The sequence below is a fragment of the Streptomyces sp. NPDC093094 genome, assembly GCF_044754345.1.
Taxonomy (GTDB): domain Bacteria; phylum Actinomycetota; class Actinomycetes; order Streptomycetales; family Streptomycetaceae; genus Streptomyces.
Genome location: NZ_JBIVOX010000008.1, coordinates 293974 through 310405 on the forward strand (window position 1 = coordinate 293974; position 16432 = coordinate 310405).

At 70.9% G+C, this 16432-nt stretch carries 13 protein-coding genes and 1 pseudogene; 4 read left to right on the forward strand and 10 right to left on the reverse strand.

The features are described from left to right. Nucleotides 1–179: 179 nt before the first annotated feature. The 6 genes and pseudogenes from ACIQGV_RS19395 to ACIQGV_RS19420 form a co-directional block, all read right to left on the reverse strand. Nucleotides 180–1088, reverse strand: a complete 909-nt coding sequence (locus ACIQGV_RS19395) for a transporter substrate-binding domain-containing protein (RefSeq protein ID WP_402496253.1) — start codon at nucleotides 1086–1088, stop codon at nucleotides 180–182. A 9-nt stretch (nucleotides 1089–1097) separates the two neighbouring features. After that, complete coding sequence (locus ACIQGV_RS19400) at nucleotides 1098–1835, reverse strand: hypothetical protein (RefSeq protein WP_402496254.1); 738 nt, start codon at nucleotides 1833–1835, stop codon at nucleotides 1098–1100. Continuing rightward, complete coding sequence (locus ACIQGV_RS19405) at nucleotides 1832–2275, reverse strand: hypothetical protein (RefSeq protein WP_402496255.1); 444 nt, start codon at nucleotides 2273–2275, stop codon at nucleotides 1832–1834. Before ACIQGV_RS19405 ends, ACIQGV_RS19400 begins: the two co-directional genes overlap by 4 nt. Nucleotides 2276–2602: 327 nt before the next feature. Then, nucleotides 2603–2929 (reverse strand): M23 family metallopeptidase, encoded by a 327-nt coding sequence (locus ACIQGV_RS19410; protein ID WP_402496391.1) that lies wholly within the window; start codon nucleotides 2927–2929, stop codon nucleotides 2603–2605. Between the two features lie 75 nt (nucleotides 2930–3004). Further along, nucleotides 3005–3241, reverse strand: a pseudogene (locus ACIQGV_RS19415) (peptidoglycan-binding protein); the annotation flags it as partial. 118 nt (nucleotides 3242–3359) lie between these two features. After that, nucleotides 3360–4229, reverse strand: coding sequence for a peptidoglycan-binding protein (locus ACIQGV_RS19420; RefSeq protein ID WP_402496256.1), 870 nt, complete (start codon nucleotides 4227–4229; stop codon nucleotides 3360–3362). A 502-nt stretch (nucleotides 4230–4731) separates the two neighbouring features. Between ACIQGV_RS19420 and ACIQGV_RS19425 the strand changes: the two genes are divergently transcribed. After that, the gene (locus ACIQGV_RS19425) at nucleotides 4732–4932 is read left to right on the forward strand and encodes a hypothetical protein (protein ID WP_402496257.1); all 201 of its coding nucleotides are present in this window, start codon (nucleotides 4732–4734) and stop codon (nucleotides 4930–4932) included. Here ACIQGV_RS19425 and ACIQGV_RS19430 read toward each other — a convergent pair. The 3 genes from ACIQGV_RS19430 to ACIQGV_RS19440 all read right to left on the reverse strand — a co-directional run bounded on the left by ACIQGV_RS19430 (nucleotide 4916) and on the right by ACIQGV_RS19440 (nucleotide 7446). Beyond that, complete coding sequence (locus tag ACIQGV_RS19430) at nucleotides 4916–5392, reverse strand: GNAT family N-acetyltransferase (RefSeq protein ID WP_402496258.1); 477 nt, start codon at nucleotides 5390–5392, stop codon at nucleotides 4916–4918. The two genes, ACIQGV_RS19425 and ACIQGV_RS19430, sit on opposite strands and share 17 nt — an antisense overlap. Before the next feature lie 124 nt (nucleotides 5393–5516). Continuing rightward, nucleotides 5517–5747 (reverse strand): DUF6479 family protein, encoded by a 231-nt coding sequence (locus ACIQGV_RS19435; RefSeq protein ID WP_402496259.1) that lies wholly within the window; start codon nucleotides 5745–5747, stop codon nucleotides 5517–5519. A 640-nt stretch (nucleotides 5748–6387) separates the two neighbouring features. Continuing rightward, nucleotides 6388–7446: a multicopper oxidase domain-containing protein gene (locus ACIQGV_RS19440; RefSeq protein ID WP_402496260.1), complete on the reverse strand. Its 1059-nt coding sequence runs from the start codon at nucleotides 7444–7446 to the stop codon at nucleotides 6388–6390. Nucleotides 7447–7646: 200 nt separating this feature from the next. Here ACIQGV_RS19440 and ACIQGV_RS19445 point away from each other — a divergent pair, with 200 nt between their 5' ends. The 3 genes from ACIQGV_RS19445 (at nucleotide 7647) to ACIQGV_RS19455 (ending at nucleotide 15493) form a co-directional block, all read left to right on the forward strand. Then, nucleotides 7647–10166, forward strand: a complete 2520-nt coding sequence (locus ACIQGV_RS19445) for a ThuA domain-containing protein (RefSeq protein WP_402496261.1) — start codon at nucleotides 7647–7649, stop codon at nucleotides 10164–10166. Then, a complete protein-coding gene (locus tag ACIQGV_RS19450; protein ID WP_402496262.1) occupies nucleotides 10166–12400 on the forward strand; it encodes an OmpL47-type beta-barrel domain-containing protein in 2235 nt (744 codons plus the stop codon). The genes ACIQGV_RS19445 and ACIQGV_RS19450 overlap by 1 nt, the downstream gene beginning before the upstream one ends. A gap of 690 nt (nucleotides 12401–13090) precedes the next feature. Further along, nucleotides 13091–15493, forward strand: coding sequence for a ricin-type beta-trefoil lectin domain protein (locus ACIQGV_RS19455; protein ID WP_402496263.1), 2403 nt, complete (start codon nucleotides 13091–13093; stop codon nucleotides 15491–15493). A gap of 96 nt (nucleotides 15494–15589) precedes the next feature. Here ACIQGV_RS19455 and ACIQGV_RS19460 read toward each other — a convergent pair whose 3' ends face one another. Continuing rightward, nucleotides 15590–16036, reverse strand: coding sequence for a hypothetical protein (locus ACIQGV_RS19460; RefSeq protein ID WP_402496264.1), 447 nt, complete (start codon nucleotides 16034–16036; stop codon nucleotides 15590–15592). Between the last annotated feature and the right edge of the window lie 396 nt (nucleotides 16037–16432).

Consider the following 16432-nt stretch of genomic DNA (forward strand, 5'->3'; position numbering starts at 1 on the left):
GTTCGCCTACGGTCCCCGGCCGCTCGGGGGCGGGCCGGATCCGGCCGGCGCCGCGCGGCTCGGCAGGGCGGCACGCCGTTCCGGGGCCCTGACAGCGTGGGGTGGCCCGGACGCGGTCGACCGGGCCGGAGAGCGTGAGCCGGCTCGTCCTCCTCACAGGCCGTGTTCGGGGGCGCCGCTCAGGGGCTGATGCTGTCGCGGCACGAGCGTGCCTCGATCTCGGTGGCGCTCGGCTTGTGGCTGCTGATCCAGGCCGGGTCCGCATCGGTGAGAGCGGGCAGGGACGTCTCCACGTCCCTGATCCAGGTGCTGGTGCCGACGTGCTTCTTGAGCCAGTTCTCCAGCTTTCGGCAGTCCTGACGGTGCCCCTTCGACATGCCTATCCCGTAGTACTGCGGTGCCCCGATCGTCATGTCCGGCACGACCCGCAGGCCGTCTTTCTCGTACTGCCGGGCGAAGCCGTAGAGGATCGCCTGGTCGGTCGAGATCGCCTGTACCTGGCCGTCCAGAAGTTGGTCGAGGCAGTCGGAGGCGTCCGTGAGGACGACCGGGTCCGCGTCGACGGCGTTCTTGATGCCGTCCAGTGCCTCCCGCGAGGTGGTGCCCTGCCATGTGCAGATCCTCGTACCGCGCAGGTCGGAGAGCCGTTGCACGCCGGTGCTCTGCGGGCCGACGAGAAAGCCCTGCCGAGTCTTGAGATAGGGCCCCACGAAGTCGATCAGGTCCATCCGCTCTGCCGTTATGGAGAACGAGGCGATCGTCATGTCGGCTTTGTGTTCCAGGAGTTGGGTGACCCTGTCGCCGGACGAGACGTCCACGGGATCACTGAACGGGACGTCGAGTTCCTCCTCGACGTGCTGGAAGACCAGGAAGTCCAGCCCGGAGCGGTCGTAGTTCCGGGAGTAGGACACTCCTGGCAGGTCGTTGTGCATGGCGACGGTGACGCGCTTCACCCCGAGGAACTCCGGTTCGTCCTCCTCGGAGGAGCAGGAGGTGAGGTTCACCGACAGGGCGACGGCGACAGCTGTCCCGAGGATCCGGCCGGGCAGCCGGGCGGAAGAGCGCCGGTTCGGGAGAATTGCGGGCACGAGGTCCTCTCAGTCGTGAAGTACGGCGTCCGCGACGAACACGTTCATCTGGCACCCCTCGTCGGTCAGCAGAGTGATCCGCACATCGATCAGCCCCTCGAGTCCGCCCAGCGGGAAGTCGATCGTCCGGCCACTTCCCACGTCCTCGACCCGGGTGCTCGCCTGGTTGTGCAGCTGGGCGGAGTAGCGGGTCTCCGGTGCGCAGAACTGCGAGGACCGTGCCGCGTCGCGGATCGTGAGCGTCAGCCGCAGCCGTGCACGGTCGGTGGGGCCGTCGACGACGAGACGCAGCTCGGAGCCGTTCGTGACCGCGCCGGTCGTGAGGCGGCTACGGCCGGTGACGTCTATCTCTCCGTGATCGGCGAGATGGTCCATGCCGACGGTCCCGGCGACCGCGAACATCACGGACGCGGCCGACATGAGCACGCGCCAGTGTCGGGCTCGGTTCTCGCTCCCGGGGTGGACCAGTCGCGCGAGGGCCAGGCCGACCGAGCCGGCGATGGCGAGGTACACCCAGACGAACTGGCGCAGCGGACCGTCGGGGGCACTGATCAGGGCGTAGCTGCCGAGCGGGACGACCAGCAGGAACGGCGGCCAGTTCCAGCCGCCCCAGCGCTTCGCCTTGTCGGCGAACTCGACGACGTCACCGACGAGGACGCTGAGGAAGAGCTTGCCGACGAAGCCGATCGCCGGCGAGTTGTCCCCGTGGGTCCTGGCGCTGTGCCGTCTCGGCGGCTCGGCGCTCAACTGCCGTCGCCGCCCGTGTCCGGGCGGGCGTTGAAGTAGAAGTTCGCGCTGTCCAGTCTGCCGATGGCCGGTGAGCCGTCCCCGTGCGACGACACGTGGAACCGGTCGCCTGCGGAGCGTGCTGCGACGATCCGGTGCTCCAGGGAGCGAGCACTCAGCTCACCGCCGTCGCTCAGCCATCGGCCGATCGCGCTCTCCAGGACTTCCCGGTCGGCCGGGGAGAGTGCCTCGATCGCCCGGACCGCCTCGCTGTCCTCCCCGGTGGGCGGCGGGTCGTCGTCGCCCCGGTGCAGCGCCTTGTCCAGAAGCTGCCGCCCCCGCTCGACGGCACTGTCCGCCAGCCTGGTCCGTGCGGAATCGACCAGGGCGCCGGCCAGCGAGGCCGCGGCACTGCTGACGAACGGTGCGATCACAGCCGCGGCCGCGAGTAGGTCGGACATGCGGTCCCCCGTTCTCTCCGCTGACACCACTCCGGATCCTACTCAACTCTCTGTTTCACAGCGGTGACTTCGTGTCACTTTCACGGCGTCAGCCTTCAGGGCGGCGCTCGCCTCTCACCGCTCACTCGTGAAGGTCCGCGAGGCAGGGGCGGACGGGCGACGCCTGAGGACCGGGCACCGGGCACCGGGCACCGGGCACCGGGCACCGGGCACCGGGCACCGGGCACCGGGCACCGGGCACCGGGCACCGGGCAGCATCTGACGCCGGTCACCTCGGCGGCCGTCGGAGCCGGGGGCTTCTCCGACAGCCGGGGGCTCCTTCGACGGCTACCAGGTGGGGGTCACGTCGGACCCGAAACCGCCACGGGCCGGGCGCTTCTCGAAGTGGAGATGGGGACCGGTGGAGTTCCCGGTCGAGCCGACTTTCCCGATCTTCTGGCCGGAGGTGACCGAACCTCCTTTGACGGTCTGTTCGGAGAGATGGCAGTACCAGTAGTCGAAATTGCGGGCACGCAGCACGAGGAAGTTCCCGAAACTGTCGTCGAATCCGCTGCGGACTATGGAACCGCTGAGCACCGCGACGCAGGAGGTGCCCTTCGGTGCCGCGTAGTCCGCGCCGGTGTGATAGCCCAGACTCCAGTGGGGTCCCTTCACCCGGTGGGCGGTCGTGATGCCATGGTGCGGTACGGGAGACGCGACGCGGCCACCACCGGGAACGGACGACGGAGCCGGGACGCGGAGCCGGTCCCAGGAGGTCTTGCCCGGCGTGCCGTTGGCGTCGGTCCCCTTGAAACCGATCTTGCGCTGCCAGGCTGCGTACGAGTCCTGGTCCGCTTCGGTCCATTCGGGTCCGGGACCCGACCGGTACTTTCCGCACCCCTCCGCCACCAGGCGTTTGCCCATCGAGGCGATCAGCTGGCTGTGTTGTCCCTTGTGGAAGAAGGTCGATCCTGGGAATGGCGCCAGGGCAGGCATGTCCTTTTCCCTTCGGTGAGAAACCGGATCACGGTCATGCCGGCGAACGAGTCCGCCGACGGTCGGGCCGGCAGCACCCCGGAACTCCGGCCACGTCGCTCGGAGATCCTCAGACGTCGGGGACCTCGAGCCTGTCCCAGCTGAACCGGCCGGGGACGCCGTCGGCGGCGTCTCCCGCGAGGCCCAGCTTCTGCTGCCAGGCGGCGTACGACCTCACATCGCCCGTTCCCCACACGTCGACGGCGGTGCCGGACGTGTAGCGGTCGCAGTCCTCGGCGACGAGCCGGCCGTGCATCGCCCCGATGACGGGCGACTTGCGTCCCTTCTGGAAGAACGACGCACCGGGGAACGGCTCGAACCGGGGCCCGGCAGGGGACGGCCCGGTCGGCTGGGACACGAACTCCGGCCAGGAACCGGGGTCGACGTGGTCGTTCTCCGGGACATGCGCGTGGGCGTACCACCCTCCTTGCGTCCTCCACTTGTCGGCCGGACACGTGTTACGGGACAGGGAGGTCGGGCGGCCCATGGGCCAGACGTCCGGTACGTCCCACGAACTGATCCATGCGTGAAGATCGTCCCAGCCCTTGCAGGGGGTGTCGACCAGCCTCGCGAACACCTTGCCGTTCACACGGCAGTGCGGGAAGAACAGGGACTCGACCTGGATGACGACCTTGCCGGCCCGGTTGGTACGCGTACCGCCGGTCGCGTCGAACACGGCTTTGCTGCGGGACGTGGCGGGGAAGAACTGGGCGAACGCTCCGGTGAAAGGATCCCAGAGGATGTGCGGCGCCTTGCCGCTGCCGCTGCCGGTGAAGAAGCCCTGGAGATTGGCGAACGGAAGCAGATCCAGAGGAGCTTCGGCGGTGGCCTTCCTGTCCGCCGTGATGTGCGCTATCGCCTTTGCCGGGAACTCGGAGTCGCACGAGGCGTGGTCACCGACGTCCGCCTTGAGGGCTTGGGGCATCCATGGATCAGCCATGATCGAATCCTTTCCGCCCGTGGATCGGCGGCGATCCGGGACATCAGCTCGCAGGCGGAGCCGGCAGCGGGGTCGTGACCTGCGCGGCCGGAGCGTGAGCGTGCTCGAGTGCGCACACCGCCCCGGCGTGCCCTCCCGCGTCAGGTGCCCACCGGTCCGCCACCGGCTTCGGGCCGGGCCCGATCTCGACAGACGACGGGTCCGGCCCTACGGCCGCCCTCCGCACGCCGTCGTCGGCGCCGCCGAGGATCCCGTCGTCGGAGGCGTGCCCGATGAAGTACCGCGGCCGGAACCACCGCCGTCCGGGTGTGCCGCTCATGGGAACTCTCCGTCCCACGCCTGGTCCGAAGATACGAAAGCGGCGTCACTGCGGCGTCATCCCGTCGTCACCGGCAGACTCGGCGCGACGAACGGGCGCAGGCAGCGGACCCGCGGGCCGGATCCGGGGAGGACCGGTCATGCACGACCGGCTGTGTTGTTCGCGTGAGCACGACCGGTTCGCGTGAGCACGACCGGTTCGCGTGAGCACGACCGGATCGCCGCCGAGCGGGAACCGGGGTCCGAGGCAAGCGCCTCGATCCGGGCGCCGGGCGAGGAGGGCGGCCGCTCGTACGGCGGAGTGCACCGGCTGTCGGCCGACGGCGAGCGGTGGCCTTCCGCCCGCGCGTCGGCGGCCTGGGAGCAGGTCAGCCGGCCAGGGTGAGGACGACCTCGTCGATCTCCTCACCCCGTGCGTTCGCGAATCCGCGCTCATGGCCTGTCACCACGAACCCGCATTTCTCCAGCACCCGGATCGAGCCGCCGTTGTCCGCGGCCGCACGGGCACGGAGCGGACGCTCCGGGACGGCTCCGAGTAGCTGCCGCAGCGCGGCGGTGGCCGCTCCACGGCCCCAGTGCTCCCGTCCGATCCAGTAGGTGACCTCGCGATCTCCGGGCGGGCCGAACAGGGCCACGTGCCCGACCGTCTCGCCGTGCTCCCCCACGACAGTGCGTACGACGACCGCCGGATCCTGGCGTATCCGCGCCCAGTGGGCGTCGAAACGAGCACGGTCCGACGGGTCGTCGGCGGTGAACGCCGCCATCCTGACCCCGTGCGGATCGTTCGAGTGGGCGTAGAAGGTGACCAGGTCACCGTCCTGCACCTCGCGCAGCGATACGTTCATCACGGTCTCCTCGGCCTTCGGGGTGCGAGCTGTCGCCCGACTCTCCCATCCGGGTCCGACAGTGAGGATCGGGCGGCATCGCCGGGAGGTCCGACCGGCGCCTCACGGCAGGGATCCGGGGTGGTCAGGGGCGTCGGCGGCCGGTGCCGTCGTCCGGGGTGTCCCAGGAGTCCCCGCGGCCCGCGGCCGCCGGGGGCTGGGCGATCGGCCCGGCGGGGCCGGGCGACTTGCGTCGGGCGGCACGGCGCGATCCCCACCAGAACGCGCCGAGGATCAGCACGACGAGCACGACGCCGACGACGATCAGGAACAGCGACGGGGATCCGGACGCGGCCAGGGGCAGGAGTTCGTTCATGCCGAGCGCGTTCCCCGTCCCGGCGGACTCACCCCTGGTACGGCTCGTCCGGCCGGTCCGGGCCGAGCGGTCGGGCCCGCAGGAGGCAGGTCCGAGGCCGTGCGCCGGCGGGCGGTCGGCAGACGAGGGTGTCCGCAGTCGCCTGCCGGCTCGAGCGGCCCCGCACTCACCAGCGGGACGAACGGCCACTGGTCCCGGTCCTCCGGGCTCCTGACGTCCCACACACCCACGCCGTCCCGCCCCGCTCTTCCCTGCCCACGCCGGTGCGCCCGGCCGCCGGGGCCGTCGCGTGGCCCCGCCCGTGATCATCACACGGCCCGGCCCCGCGCGGTGCGGCAGCGGCCGCAGGGCCGTGTCCCGGGTGCGGGTGCCGCCCGGGAGGGCTGCCGGTGGCCGGGCCGACCGTGGTGCGGCCCGGTTGCCCGTGCCCGGCTGTGTCACCGCTTGCGTGCCGCTCCCCGGGCAGGGGCGAGCGCCGCGGCACGGGCGGACGCGGCTCATGACGCCGGGCGACGGCACCCGCCCCCTCGTCGAGGCGCCGATCGTCCGGTCCGGGGCCGGCCCGGCACCCTCGACGGCTTCACAGCGGGCGCCCACCGGCCGGCCCTCGGCGCCCCGGCATCGCCGTGGCCGGCCGAGGTCAGTGGTGCCGGTGCCCTCCGCCGGGCCCGGCCCCCGGCTCGTTCGCCGCCTCGCCGCCCTTCGGTTTTGCCGCGCCGTGCGTCCCGTGCGGTTCGTACCCCGGGATCGTGCCGTCGGCCTTCCGCACCAGGAACAGTCCTGCCATTCCCATGTCGGAGTGGCTCTGGACATGGCAGTGGTACATCCACGCGCCGGCCCCGACCCCCTCCCCCGCGATCACCTGGAAGCCGAACGAGTCGGCAGGTCCGACGATCTTGTTGTCGATGACCTGGCTGGGGTCGTCGGGGCCGGTCAGCAGGCCGGTGCGGTTGTCCGCCCAGCGGTGACCGTGCAGATGGAAGGTGTGGTAGTACTCGCCGTGCGTGATCATCACGAACTCGACCCGGTCGCCCACCGTGGCCTCGAAGTCGGGGCTCTCGTGACCGGGCCTGTTGTTGATCGTCAGGTCGTTGAAGACGATCGTGTACGTCGTGTCCGGCAGGACGTCACCCTTGCGGCGCACGATCACCGGGCCGTAGAGGCCCTTGCGGATGCCGCCCGTCCCGTGCTCCGTGCCGACGACATGGTCGTGGTAGTGCCAGTAGCCCGCGCTGCCCGCCCGCCAGGTGCCGTCCGCGCGGCGGCCCGGGGCGTGCGTGCGCCAGGTGTAGGTGCGGGTGCCGCCGGGCTCCACCTCGGAGCGGCTCTGCCTGGTCCCGTCGCTGGAGATCTCGTAGTCGAGACCGTGGACGTGCAGACTCGCCGCCACGTCCGCCGTGTTCTCGACCTCGATGTGCAGCGTGTCGCCCTCGACGAGTTCGATCAGCGGCCCCGGGACCGACGCCTCGCCCTTCTGCAGCCCGTAGCCCATCCGGCCGTCGGCGAGCTTCTCGACGTACAGCTTCAGGTGTCTCACCGAGCCGCCCGCGGAGGCGGTGCGCACGGGATCGGCGACGGCCTGTACGGCTTCCTGCGCGGCCACCGGTGACAACGATGTCGCGACCGTGGCGACCGCCGCGCCGCCCATCAGCATCCGCCGGCTGAGCCCGCGCCGGTCCGCGTCGTCCGTGGTGCCCATGCCGAACTCTCCCAACCTGGAAGGGAATTGACGGAGTCGAGTGACAGAGACGAACCCGCAAGACGGTAGTGGCATGGCTCGTGTTTATCCACACCCAGGACAAAGTTCGCACCATTGCAGTCATAGGTATTGGCGAGTTGCGCGAAAAGGTCTAACTTCCTTGGCGCTGTTGCTGTGACCGAAGAGGGATGGGTGACCACATGCGGCACACACCGCATCAACAACCCTTGTCCGTACGAGGGTTGAGCAGAGCGCGTCGCAGTCCGAGACCCGGCGGATGGGCGGCCGCTCTGGCCGCGGGAGCCGTCGTCGCGGGGGTGCTGTCGAGCCCGTCCGCGAACGCTCAGCCGGCGCCCGACCCGGCGCTGACAACGATGTCTGTCAAGTCGCCGCCCGGCGGCGCCGAGGTACGTGTGCTGATCTTCCACGGCTCCGCGGCGAGCGGCGAGGAGTCGCCCGTCGTCGACGCCGGCATCGAGGCCGTCGAGCGGATCGGGCTGTCCGGACCGGCCGATCAGCGGTTCGAGGTCGAGGCCACGGCCGACGCCTCGGTCTTCACCGACGGGACCCGGCTCGGCCGTTACCACAGCGTCGTCTTCCTGACGGGCGGCGGTGACGTCCTCGAACCCGAGCAGGAAGCCGGCCTGGAGGCGTACATGGAGGCGGGCGGCGGCTTCCTCGGCCTCCACGACGCCGCCCGGGCCGAACCCTACTCGGACTGGTTCACCGGCCTGATCGGCGCCCGGCCGGCCGCGTCGAGCCCGGCCGCCGTGCAACGGGCGACCGTCGAGGTCGGTGACCGGCGGCATCCGGCGACGAAGGACCTGCCGCTCCAGTGGAAGCGCCCCGACCAGTGGCCGAACTGGGTCAAGAACCCCTCGGGCGACGTGCACACGGTGGCGCGGGTGCGGGAGTCGACGTACCAGCCGGGCACCGGCGCCCACGGCGCGGACCACCCGGTGTCCTGGTGCCGCGACTACGACGGCGGCCGGTCCTTCTACACCGCCATGGGCGGCACGGCCTCCGCGTACGACGAGACGGACTTCCGCGCGCACCTGCGCGGTGCCCTGCTCTGGACGACACGGCTCGTACAGGCCGACTGCAAGGCCACGATCAACGCCAACTACCAGGCGGAGCGGCTCACCCGGCCCAACCAGCCGGGCCAGAACGACCAGATCGGCGAGCCGCACGGACTGGTCACCGCGCCCGACGGCCGGGTCCTGTACATCGGCCGGGGCGGCGCGGACTCCTCGCAGCCCGTCGTGACCGACTGGAACAACCCGGACATCGGCAAGGGCAAGGGCGAGGTCCACGTCTACGATCCCGTGACCAGGAAGGTCACCCTGGCCGGAACGCTCACCGTCTTCGGCAACAAGGGCGGCGGCGACGAGCTGATCAAGGTCGAGGAGGGCCTGCTCGGCATCGAACTCGACCCGCGGTTCCAGCAGAACGGCTGGGTGTACCTGCACTACACCCCCCACGCGGGAATCAACCGTGACACGCACATGGCCGAGCGGCGCGTCTCCCGCTTCACCCTCGATCCCGCCACGAACAGGCTGGACCTGGCGAGCGAGAAGGTCCTGCTGAAATGGCCGGTCCAGATCCACAGCTGCTGCCACGCGGGCGGCGGCATGGCGTGGGACTCCAGGGGCAACCTGTACATCGCGACCGGTGACAACAACTCCAGCGGCTTCAGCGGCGGTTACTCGGGCAACAACCCGCAGCCGAACTACAAGGGCGTCTCCTTCGCGGACGCGCGCCGCACGGCCGGGAACACCAACAACCTCAACGGCAAGATCCTGCGCATCCACCCGGAGCCCGACGGGACGTACACCCTGCCCGAGGGAAACCTCTTCACCGGCCGGGAGAGCGACGAGGGCGGCGGCAGGACACGCGGTGAGATCTATGTGATGGGGGTCAGGAACCCGGCCCGCATCTCCGTCGACCGGCGGACCGACATCCTGTACGCGGGCTGGGTGGGCCCGGACGCCTCGGCGCCCTCGACGACCTGGGGCCCGGCGAAGTACGACACGTTCGCCGCGATCACGAAGGCGGGCAACCACGGCTGGCCGTACTGCATGGGCAACAAGCAGCCCTACCGGGACCGCAACCTGCCCGATCCGTCGCAACCGCTGGGCTGGTACGACTGCGACCGCCCGAAGAACGAGTCGCCGAACAACGACGGCCTCGTCAACCTCCCGCCGGTCACGTCCAACACCATCTGGTACTCGCCCCAGGGCGGCGGCCCGGACTTCCCGCGCAACGCGAGCGGTGTCCCGTCGTACCGGACCCAGGAGCAGAGATTCCTTCTGCCGTGGCTCAAGGGCGGCGGCCAGGCGGCCATGAACGGCCCTGTGTACCGCTACGACGAGACCTCCGCGAGCGAGGTGAAGTGGCCCGCGTACTGGGACGGCAAGTGGTTCGTCGGCGACTTCTACGACGGCGACCAGCCGCGGCACGCGGTCCTGCTCGACCCGAGGACGGCCGGCCAGGGCGGCGTCCCGGTGCACGCCGAGTCGCTGAAGAAGATCGTCCCTGTCGGCAACGACGGCATCAGGAACCTCATGGACTGGAAGTTCGCGCCCGACGGCACGCTGTACGTCCTCGACTACGGACGCGGCTTCTTCACCTCGGACGCCAGGTCGGCGCTGTGGCGCGTGACGTACAAGGGCGGCGGGCCGACCCCGGCCGCCGGTCAACTGGTCAGGAGGGCGAAGTGATGCGCGTACGAAGGCGGAGAACGGTCCGTCTGTGGACGGCGCTGCTCGCGTCGCTGCTGATGACGCTGGGGCTCACCGCCATGTCCTCCTCCGGGTCCGCCGCCGGGGGGAACGAGGGCGGGCGGACGGGCGCGGCGGCCGCGCAGACGCTCACCTGGACCGCGGGCGACGACATCACCAAGTACGCCTCGGCGCCCGCCACGGCGGTCGCGGGCCCGACGACGATCGTCTTCGAGAACAGCGCGGCGACCGGCAACACCCTGGGCATGCCGCACACGCTGACGTTCGACGTGTCCGACCCCGAGTACAACAACGACGTCCCGCTCAACATCCTGGCCGGTCCGAACGACGACCGGGGCGGCCGGCACACGGCCGAGGTGACACTGGCCCCCGGCCGCTACCGGTACTTCTGCACCATCCCGGGCCACGGCCAGATGCAGGGCATCCTCGTGGTCACCGAGGGCACCGGCGACGACACCACGGCCCCCACGACGTCCGCGGACGTGGCGGGCACACGCAACGGCGACGGCGCGTACGTCGGATCGGCGACCGTGACGCTGAGCGCGGCGGACGCGGGCTCCGGTGTGGAGCGGATCGAGTACGCGCTCGGTGACGCGGGCGCCTGGCAGCCGTACACGACGCCCGTGGTGGTCGATCAGGTCGGTGCCCACAAGGTCCGCTACCGCGCGCTCGACAAGGCCGGGAACATGGCGGCCGAGAAGACGGCGGAGTTCACCGTGGCGGCTCCGCCCACGAACGACACGACACCTCCGCAGACGTCGGCGGCCGTGAGCGGTGAGCAGAACGCGCAGGGCGAGTACGTGTCGATGGCGACCGTCACGGTGACGGCCTCCGACACCGGCTCCGGCGTCAACACCATCGAGTACGCGCTCGGCGACGCGGGTGCCTGGCAGCCGTACACGGCGCCGGTCATGGTCCATGAGACGGGTGCCCGCAAGGTGCGGTTCAGAGCCACGGACAAGGCGGGCAACGCCGCGGCGGAGAAGTCGGTGACGTTCACCGTCGTCGCGCCGCCCGCCGAGGACACGGCTCCGCCGGTGACCGGGGTGGGCGTCGAGGGGACGAGGAACTCCTCCGGCGCGTACATCGACCGCGCCACGGTCACGGTGACGGCCACCGACGCCCACGGCGGTTCGGGCGTGGACGTGATCGAGTACTCGCTCGACGCGGGCCCGTACCTGGCCTACACCGCCCCCGTGGTCGTGGACCGGGCGGGCGCGCACACGCTCGCCTACCGGGCCCGCGACAAGGCGGGCAACACCTCGGCGGCCCGGACCGTGAGCTTCACGGTCGCCCCGGGCGGCGGCGTACCGGCACCCGCCTGCGCCGAGTACGACGAGAGGCTGACGGTCGTCGTCGGCACGGTCGACTCGGGCGTGCCGAACCGGGTCACCGACAGCCGGTGCCGCATCAACGAGCTGATCGAGGACGAGAGGGAGTGGACGTCCCACGCGCTGTTCCTCAAGCATGTGCGGGCGGTCCTCGGCGCACTGCTCGACGAGGGTGTGATCGTCCAGCGCGAGTACGACCTGATCGACAGGGCGGCCCGGCAGTCGGGCATCGGCCGGCCGGGACAGACCGAGGGGTACCGGACGATCCTCGACGGCTCACCGGCGTCGTTCGCCAAGTGGCAGCAGGTGGGCGGCGGTTCGTTCGGGCTCAACGCGGACGGGTCCATCACCTCGGGCACGTCGAAGGCCGGCCTGGGCATGCTGTGGTTCCCGGAGCGCAAGTACGGCGACTTCTCGCTGAAGCTCCAGTGGCGTGACGACGCGCCGGGCACGGGCAACGCCAACTCCGGTGTGTTCGTGCGGTTCCCGGGGGTCGTCGGCCATCCCGAGGAGCCGCGTCCCGAGTGGGTCGCCATCAAGTACGGGCACGAGGTGCAGGTCCTCGACCGTCCCGACGGCGACATGTACAAGACGGGGTCGGTGTACGGCTTCGACCGGGTGGGTCTGGCCGGGGCGGGGGTCACCCAGAAGGGCACCTGGAACGACTACGAGGTCCGGGTGGTCGACCAGCACTACTCGGTGTACCGCAACGGTGTGCTGATCAACGAGTTCGACAACACCGGCGGCCAGGAGTTCACCCCGCCCCGCTCGGACGACCCGGGCACGGACGGGCGCCGCTTCGCCTCCGGACACATCGGCCTCCAGGTGCACGGCACGACGGACGTGGTGTCGTTCCGCGACATCCGGATCAAGGAGCTCTGATGTCCTCCCGGGCCTGAGGGCCCGGGATTCCCGTCCGCTTCCCGCGCACGCCGCGTGGATCGCTCCGGGAGGGTTCCCGCTCCGCCGCGCGGTGCCGGTGCGGGAACCCGTCCTGCCCGCGGTCCACAGGCCGACGCCTGCCTGCGCTCCACCGCGCCGGCACCGCAGGCCCGGCGGCCTCGGCGACTCCGGCGGGCGCGTTCACCTCCCGGTCGAGGACGGTCCCGCACGCCCCGCACGCCCGCACGCGGACGTGCGACGGCCCGGGACCGTCCTTTCCGCCGTCGGATTCCCGGCCGCGTCACGAGGCCCCTCAGGTCCTTCTCGTCGCGCTGCGACGCCGGTTGGCCGAAAGATGCCGCTGCGCGGTGCGGCCGGGCAGGAGAGCACTGTGATCGTTGCCGGCCGGTGTGTCCCGGTCACACCTTCGGCGCAGCGCGGCGAAACCGGTGGTCTCCGACGGGGCACGGGACCCGGCACGAACAACTTCCCGCCACTTCCTCCTCCTTCAGGACAAAGCATGGACGATGCCGGAAGAAGTCCCTACTGTGTCCGTCGCGACGGTGCGGACCCGCTCGGGAACCCGCCCGCAGCGCCTCCGTGACCGGGTCGACGGCGCGCTCCGGCAGCGGTGGATTCCCCACTTGCCCGATCGAGCCCCCCTCTCCCCGGGGGCCGTCAGGAGGTCACGTGCATCCACGGCTGTATCCCCGCAGAGCGGGCAGACGCCTGGCCGCGACACTCGTCACCGCGTTACTGGCCGTCGGCCTGGGGGCGGCGCCCGCTCCGGCGGACCCACGGGTGCCGTCCGCCGAACTCCCCCCGCAGGACCCCGGTGTCACGCTCCGCGTCTTCGACATCCAGGGACCGCTGAGCGGCCTGTGCACACTCAAGCCGGGCCAGACCCCCAACACCGACAAGCGCATGCCGGTGATCGACTGGTCCACGGCCGCGGACTTCGGTCTGGAGAGCAACTTCGTCACCCATGTCATCGGCAACCTCGCCACCCCGCAGGCGGGCAGCTACACCTTCCGCCTCACCAGCGACGACGGCTCCCGGCTCTGGATCGACGACCGGGTCGTCATCAGCCACGACGGCCTGCACGGCCCGGATCCCAAGGACGGCGCGGTCGAGCTGTCGGCGGGCCACCACTCCCTGCGCATCGAGCACTTCGAACGGGACGGCGGCCAGCAGGTCACGCTGGCCTGGAAACCGCCCGGCGCCTCCGCCTTCGCCGTCGTCCCGACGACGGCGCTGAGCACCGATGCCGGCGTCGTACGGGTCACCGCCCCGGGCCGCAAGGAGTGCGAGTCCGGAACCGACTCCCCCGGTGACGGCCTGCCGCTGACCGGCGTGCACCCCGGCTACACCCTCACCGACCTCCGGCCCGCCGGTTTCGAGCCCCAGGTCTCCGCGATGGACTGGCTCCCGGACGGCCGGCTGGCCGTGGCCACCTGGGGCGGCAGCAACAACACCCTGGGCGAGGTCTACCTGCTGGGCAACGTCACGGGCAGCACCGCGCCCGGCCGCGTCACCGTGAAGAAGGTCGCCTCGGGCCTGAAGGAGCCCATGGGGATCAAGCACGTCGACGGCAGGCTCTACGTCTCCCAGAAGCACGAGCTGACCGAACTCGTCGACAGCAACGGCGACGAGGTCACCGACCAGTACCGAAGGGTCGCCGCCTGGCCCTTCGGCGGCAACTTCCACGAGTTCGCCTTCGGCCTGCTGTACAAGGACGGCTTCTTCTACCTGAACCTGTCCGTCGCCATCAACTACGGCGGTGCGACCACGGACCCGCAGCCGGCGGCCGGCCGCGGCACCACCGTCAAGGTGAACAGGCAGACCGGTGAGGTCTCCCACGTGGCCGGAGGACTGCGCACTCCGAACGGCATCGGGTGGGGTCCCGAGGGCGGCATCTTCGTCACCGACAACCAGGGCGGCTGGCTGCCCTCGTCGAAACTGGTGCACATCAAGCAGGGCCGGTTCTTCCAGCACCGCACCAACCCCGCCGGGCCCTTCGACGCCCAGCCGGCGACCAGGCCGGTGCTCTGGCTGCCCCAGAACGAGATCGCCAACTCCCCCAGCACTCCCCTCCAGTTGACCGAGGGTCCCTTCGCCGGCCAGATGCTCTTCGGTGACGTGACCTACGGCGGCATCCAGCGCGGCTTCCTGGAGAAGATCGGCGGTGAGTACCAGGGCGCCGTCTTCCGGCTCACCCAGGGACTGGAGGCCGGCGTCAACCGGATCAGCATCGGCCCGGACGGCGCGCTGTACGCCGGCGGACTGGGCGCGGGCGGCAACTGGGGCCAGGAGGGCAAACTCTCCTACGGTCTGCAGAAACTGACGCCGAACGGCACTGACGCGTTCGACATACGCACCATGCGCGCCGTGCCGGGCGGCTTCGCCCTGGAGTACACCCAGCCGCTGTCCGCGCAGACCGCGGCGGATCTGGCCGAGCGCTACCGGATCAAGCAGTGGCGCTACGTGCCGACCGCCGACTACGGGGGCCCCAAGACCGACGAGGAGACGCTCACCGCCCAGTCGGCCACCCTCTCGGCGGACGGCAGGACCGTCACCCTCGCCATCGCCGGCCTCAAGGCGGACCGGGTGGTCCACGTCCGCTCGCCCCGCCCGTTCAGCTCGGCCGGCGGCGAACCCCTGTGGAGCACCGAGGCGTGGTACACGCTCAACCGGCTGCCCGGCGGCGGGGCGGGAACGGGCGAGGTGAAGGGCGTCAACGGCAAGTGCCTCGACGTCGACAACTCCCAGACCTCCGACGGTACGAAGATCCAGGTCTGGACGTGCAACGGCACCGGCGCTCAGCGGTGGACCGTCTCCGCCGAAGGCACGCTGACCGCCTTGGGCAAGTGCCTGGACGTCTCCGGCGGCGGCAGCGCGGACGGCACCAAGGTGCAGCTGTGGACGTGCAACGGGTCGGGGGCGCAGACATGGGCGCCGCACGCCGACGGCACGGTCCGCAATCCGCAGTCGGGCAAGTGCCTGGATGCCTCGGGCGGCACCTGGAACGACGGCACGGCGGTCCATCTGTGGACCTGCCACACCGGCCCCAACCAGAAGTGGGCCCTGCCCTGACGTGACCCGTACGGGTCGGCCGGTCGTCCGGCCGGCCCGTACAGTGGTGCCGTGTTCCTGTCCCCCGGCCGGCGGGTGACAGGGCGGACGGAAGGTTCAGTGCTCCAGGTCCGCGCGCATCGCGACGAAGAGTTCCCCTGCCTCGGCGAGGGTGCTGTTCTCGAAGAGTGCGACAGCTGCCGTGCCCTCGTCGGCCCAGCCGCAGATGACATTGCCGTCCTCGCTGAGCGAGGCGAGCAGACACTCCACCGAGCCGCCGAGCGGTCCCGGCTCCACCGGCTCGGCCTGCGGGTTTCCCAGCTCCGGATCCCACTGGATGTACTCGAGCATGCCACGGAACAGGTGCTCACGGCGCTTGTTGGTGTCCTCGGGCACATGATCGACGCCCTCGAACAGCACCGGGGCGCTCTGCCCGTCGGCGTCCCCGTAATTGCCGGTGACCAGCGTCATGCCGTCCCGCATCTCGCCCGGGTCGACAGGCACGTCCGTCAGGGCTTCGCTGCCCGTCAGCTTGTCCAGACCGCCCGCTGCGGGCGCGTCCACCAAGGTGCGCGGGCCGCCGCGTTCCGCGGTGGGCGCCGGCGACGCGGGGCCGGAGGCACGTCCGCTCGGGGAAGCGGCAGAAGGAGCCGGCGACGCGGGTCCGGAGGCACGTCCGCTCGGGGAAGCGGCAGGAAGAGCGGTGTCCTCCGTCCGGCAGCCACCGACCGTCAGGATCGCCAGCGCCACAACGGCTGTCAGGCCCGCTCTTGTCGCGGATGCACGCTTCATGGAATTCCCTGCTGTTCGACTCACGGTGTTCATCACCGCTCCGAGCGGCAACCATGACCAGGGACGAGCTGTTCCGGCCACATGGTTCCCGCCTCCCCGGACCGTCCGTGCGAAGCGCCGCCACCGACTGCGTGTCCGTGCGGACCGTCGGCATGCACCTGCGGATCC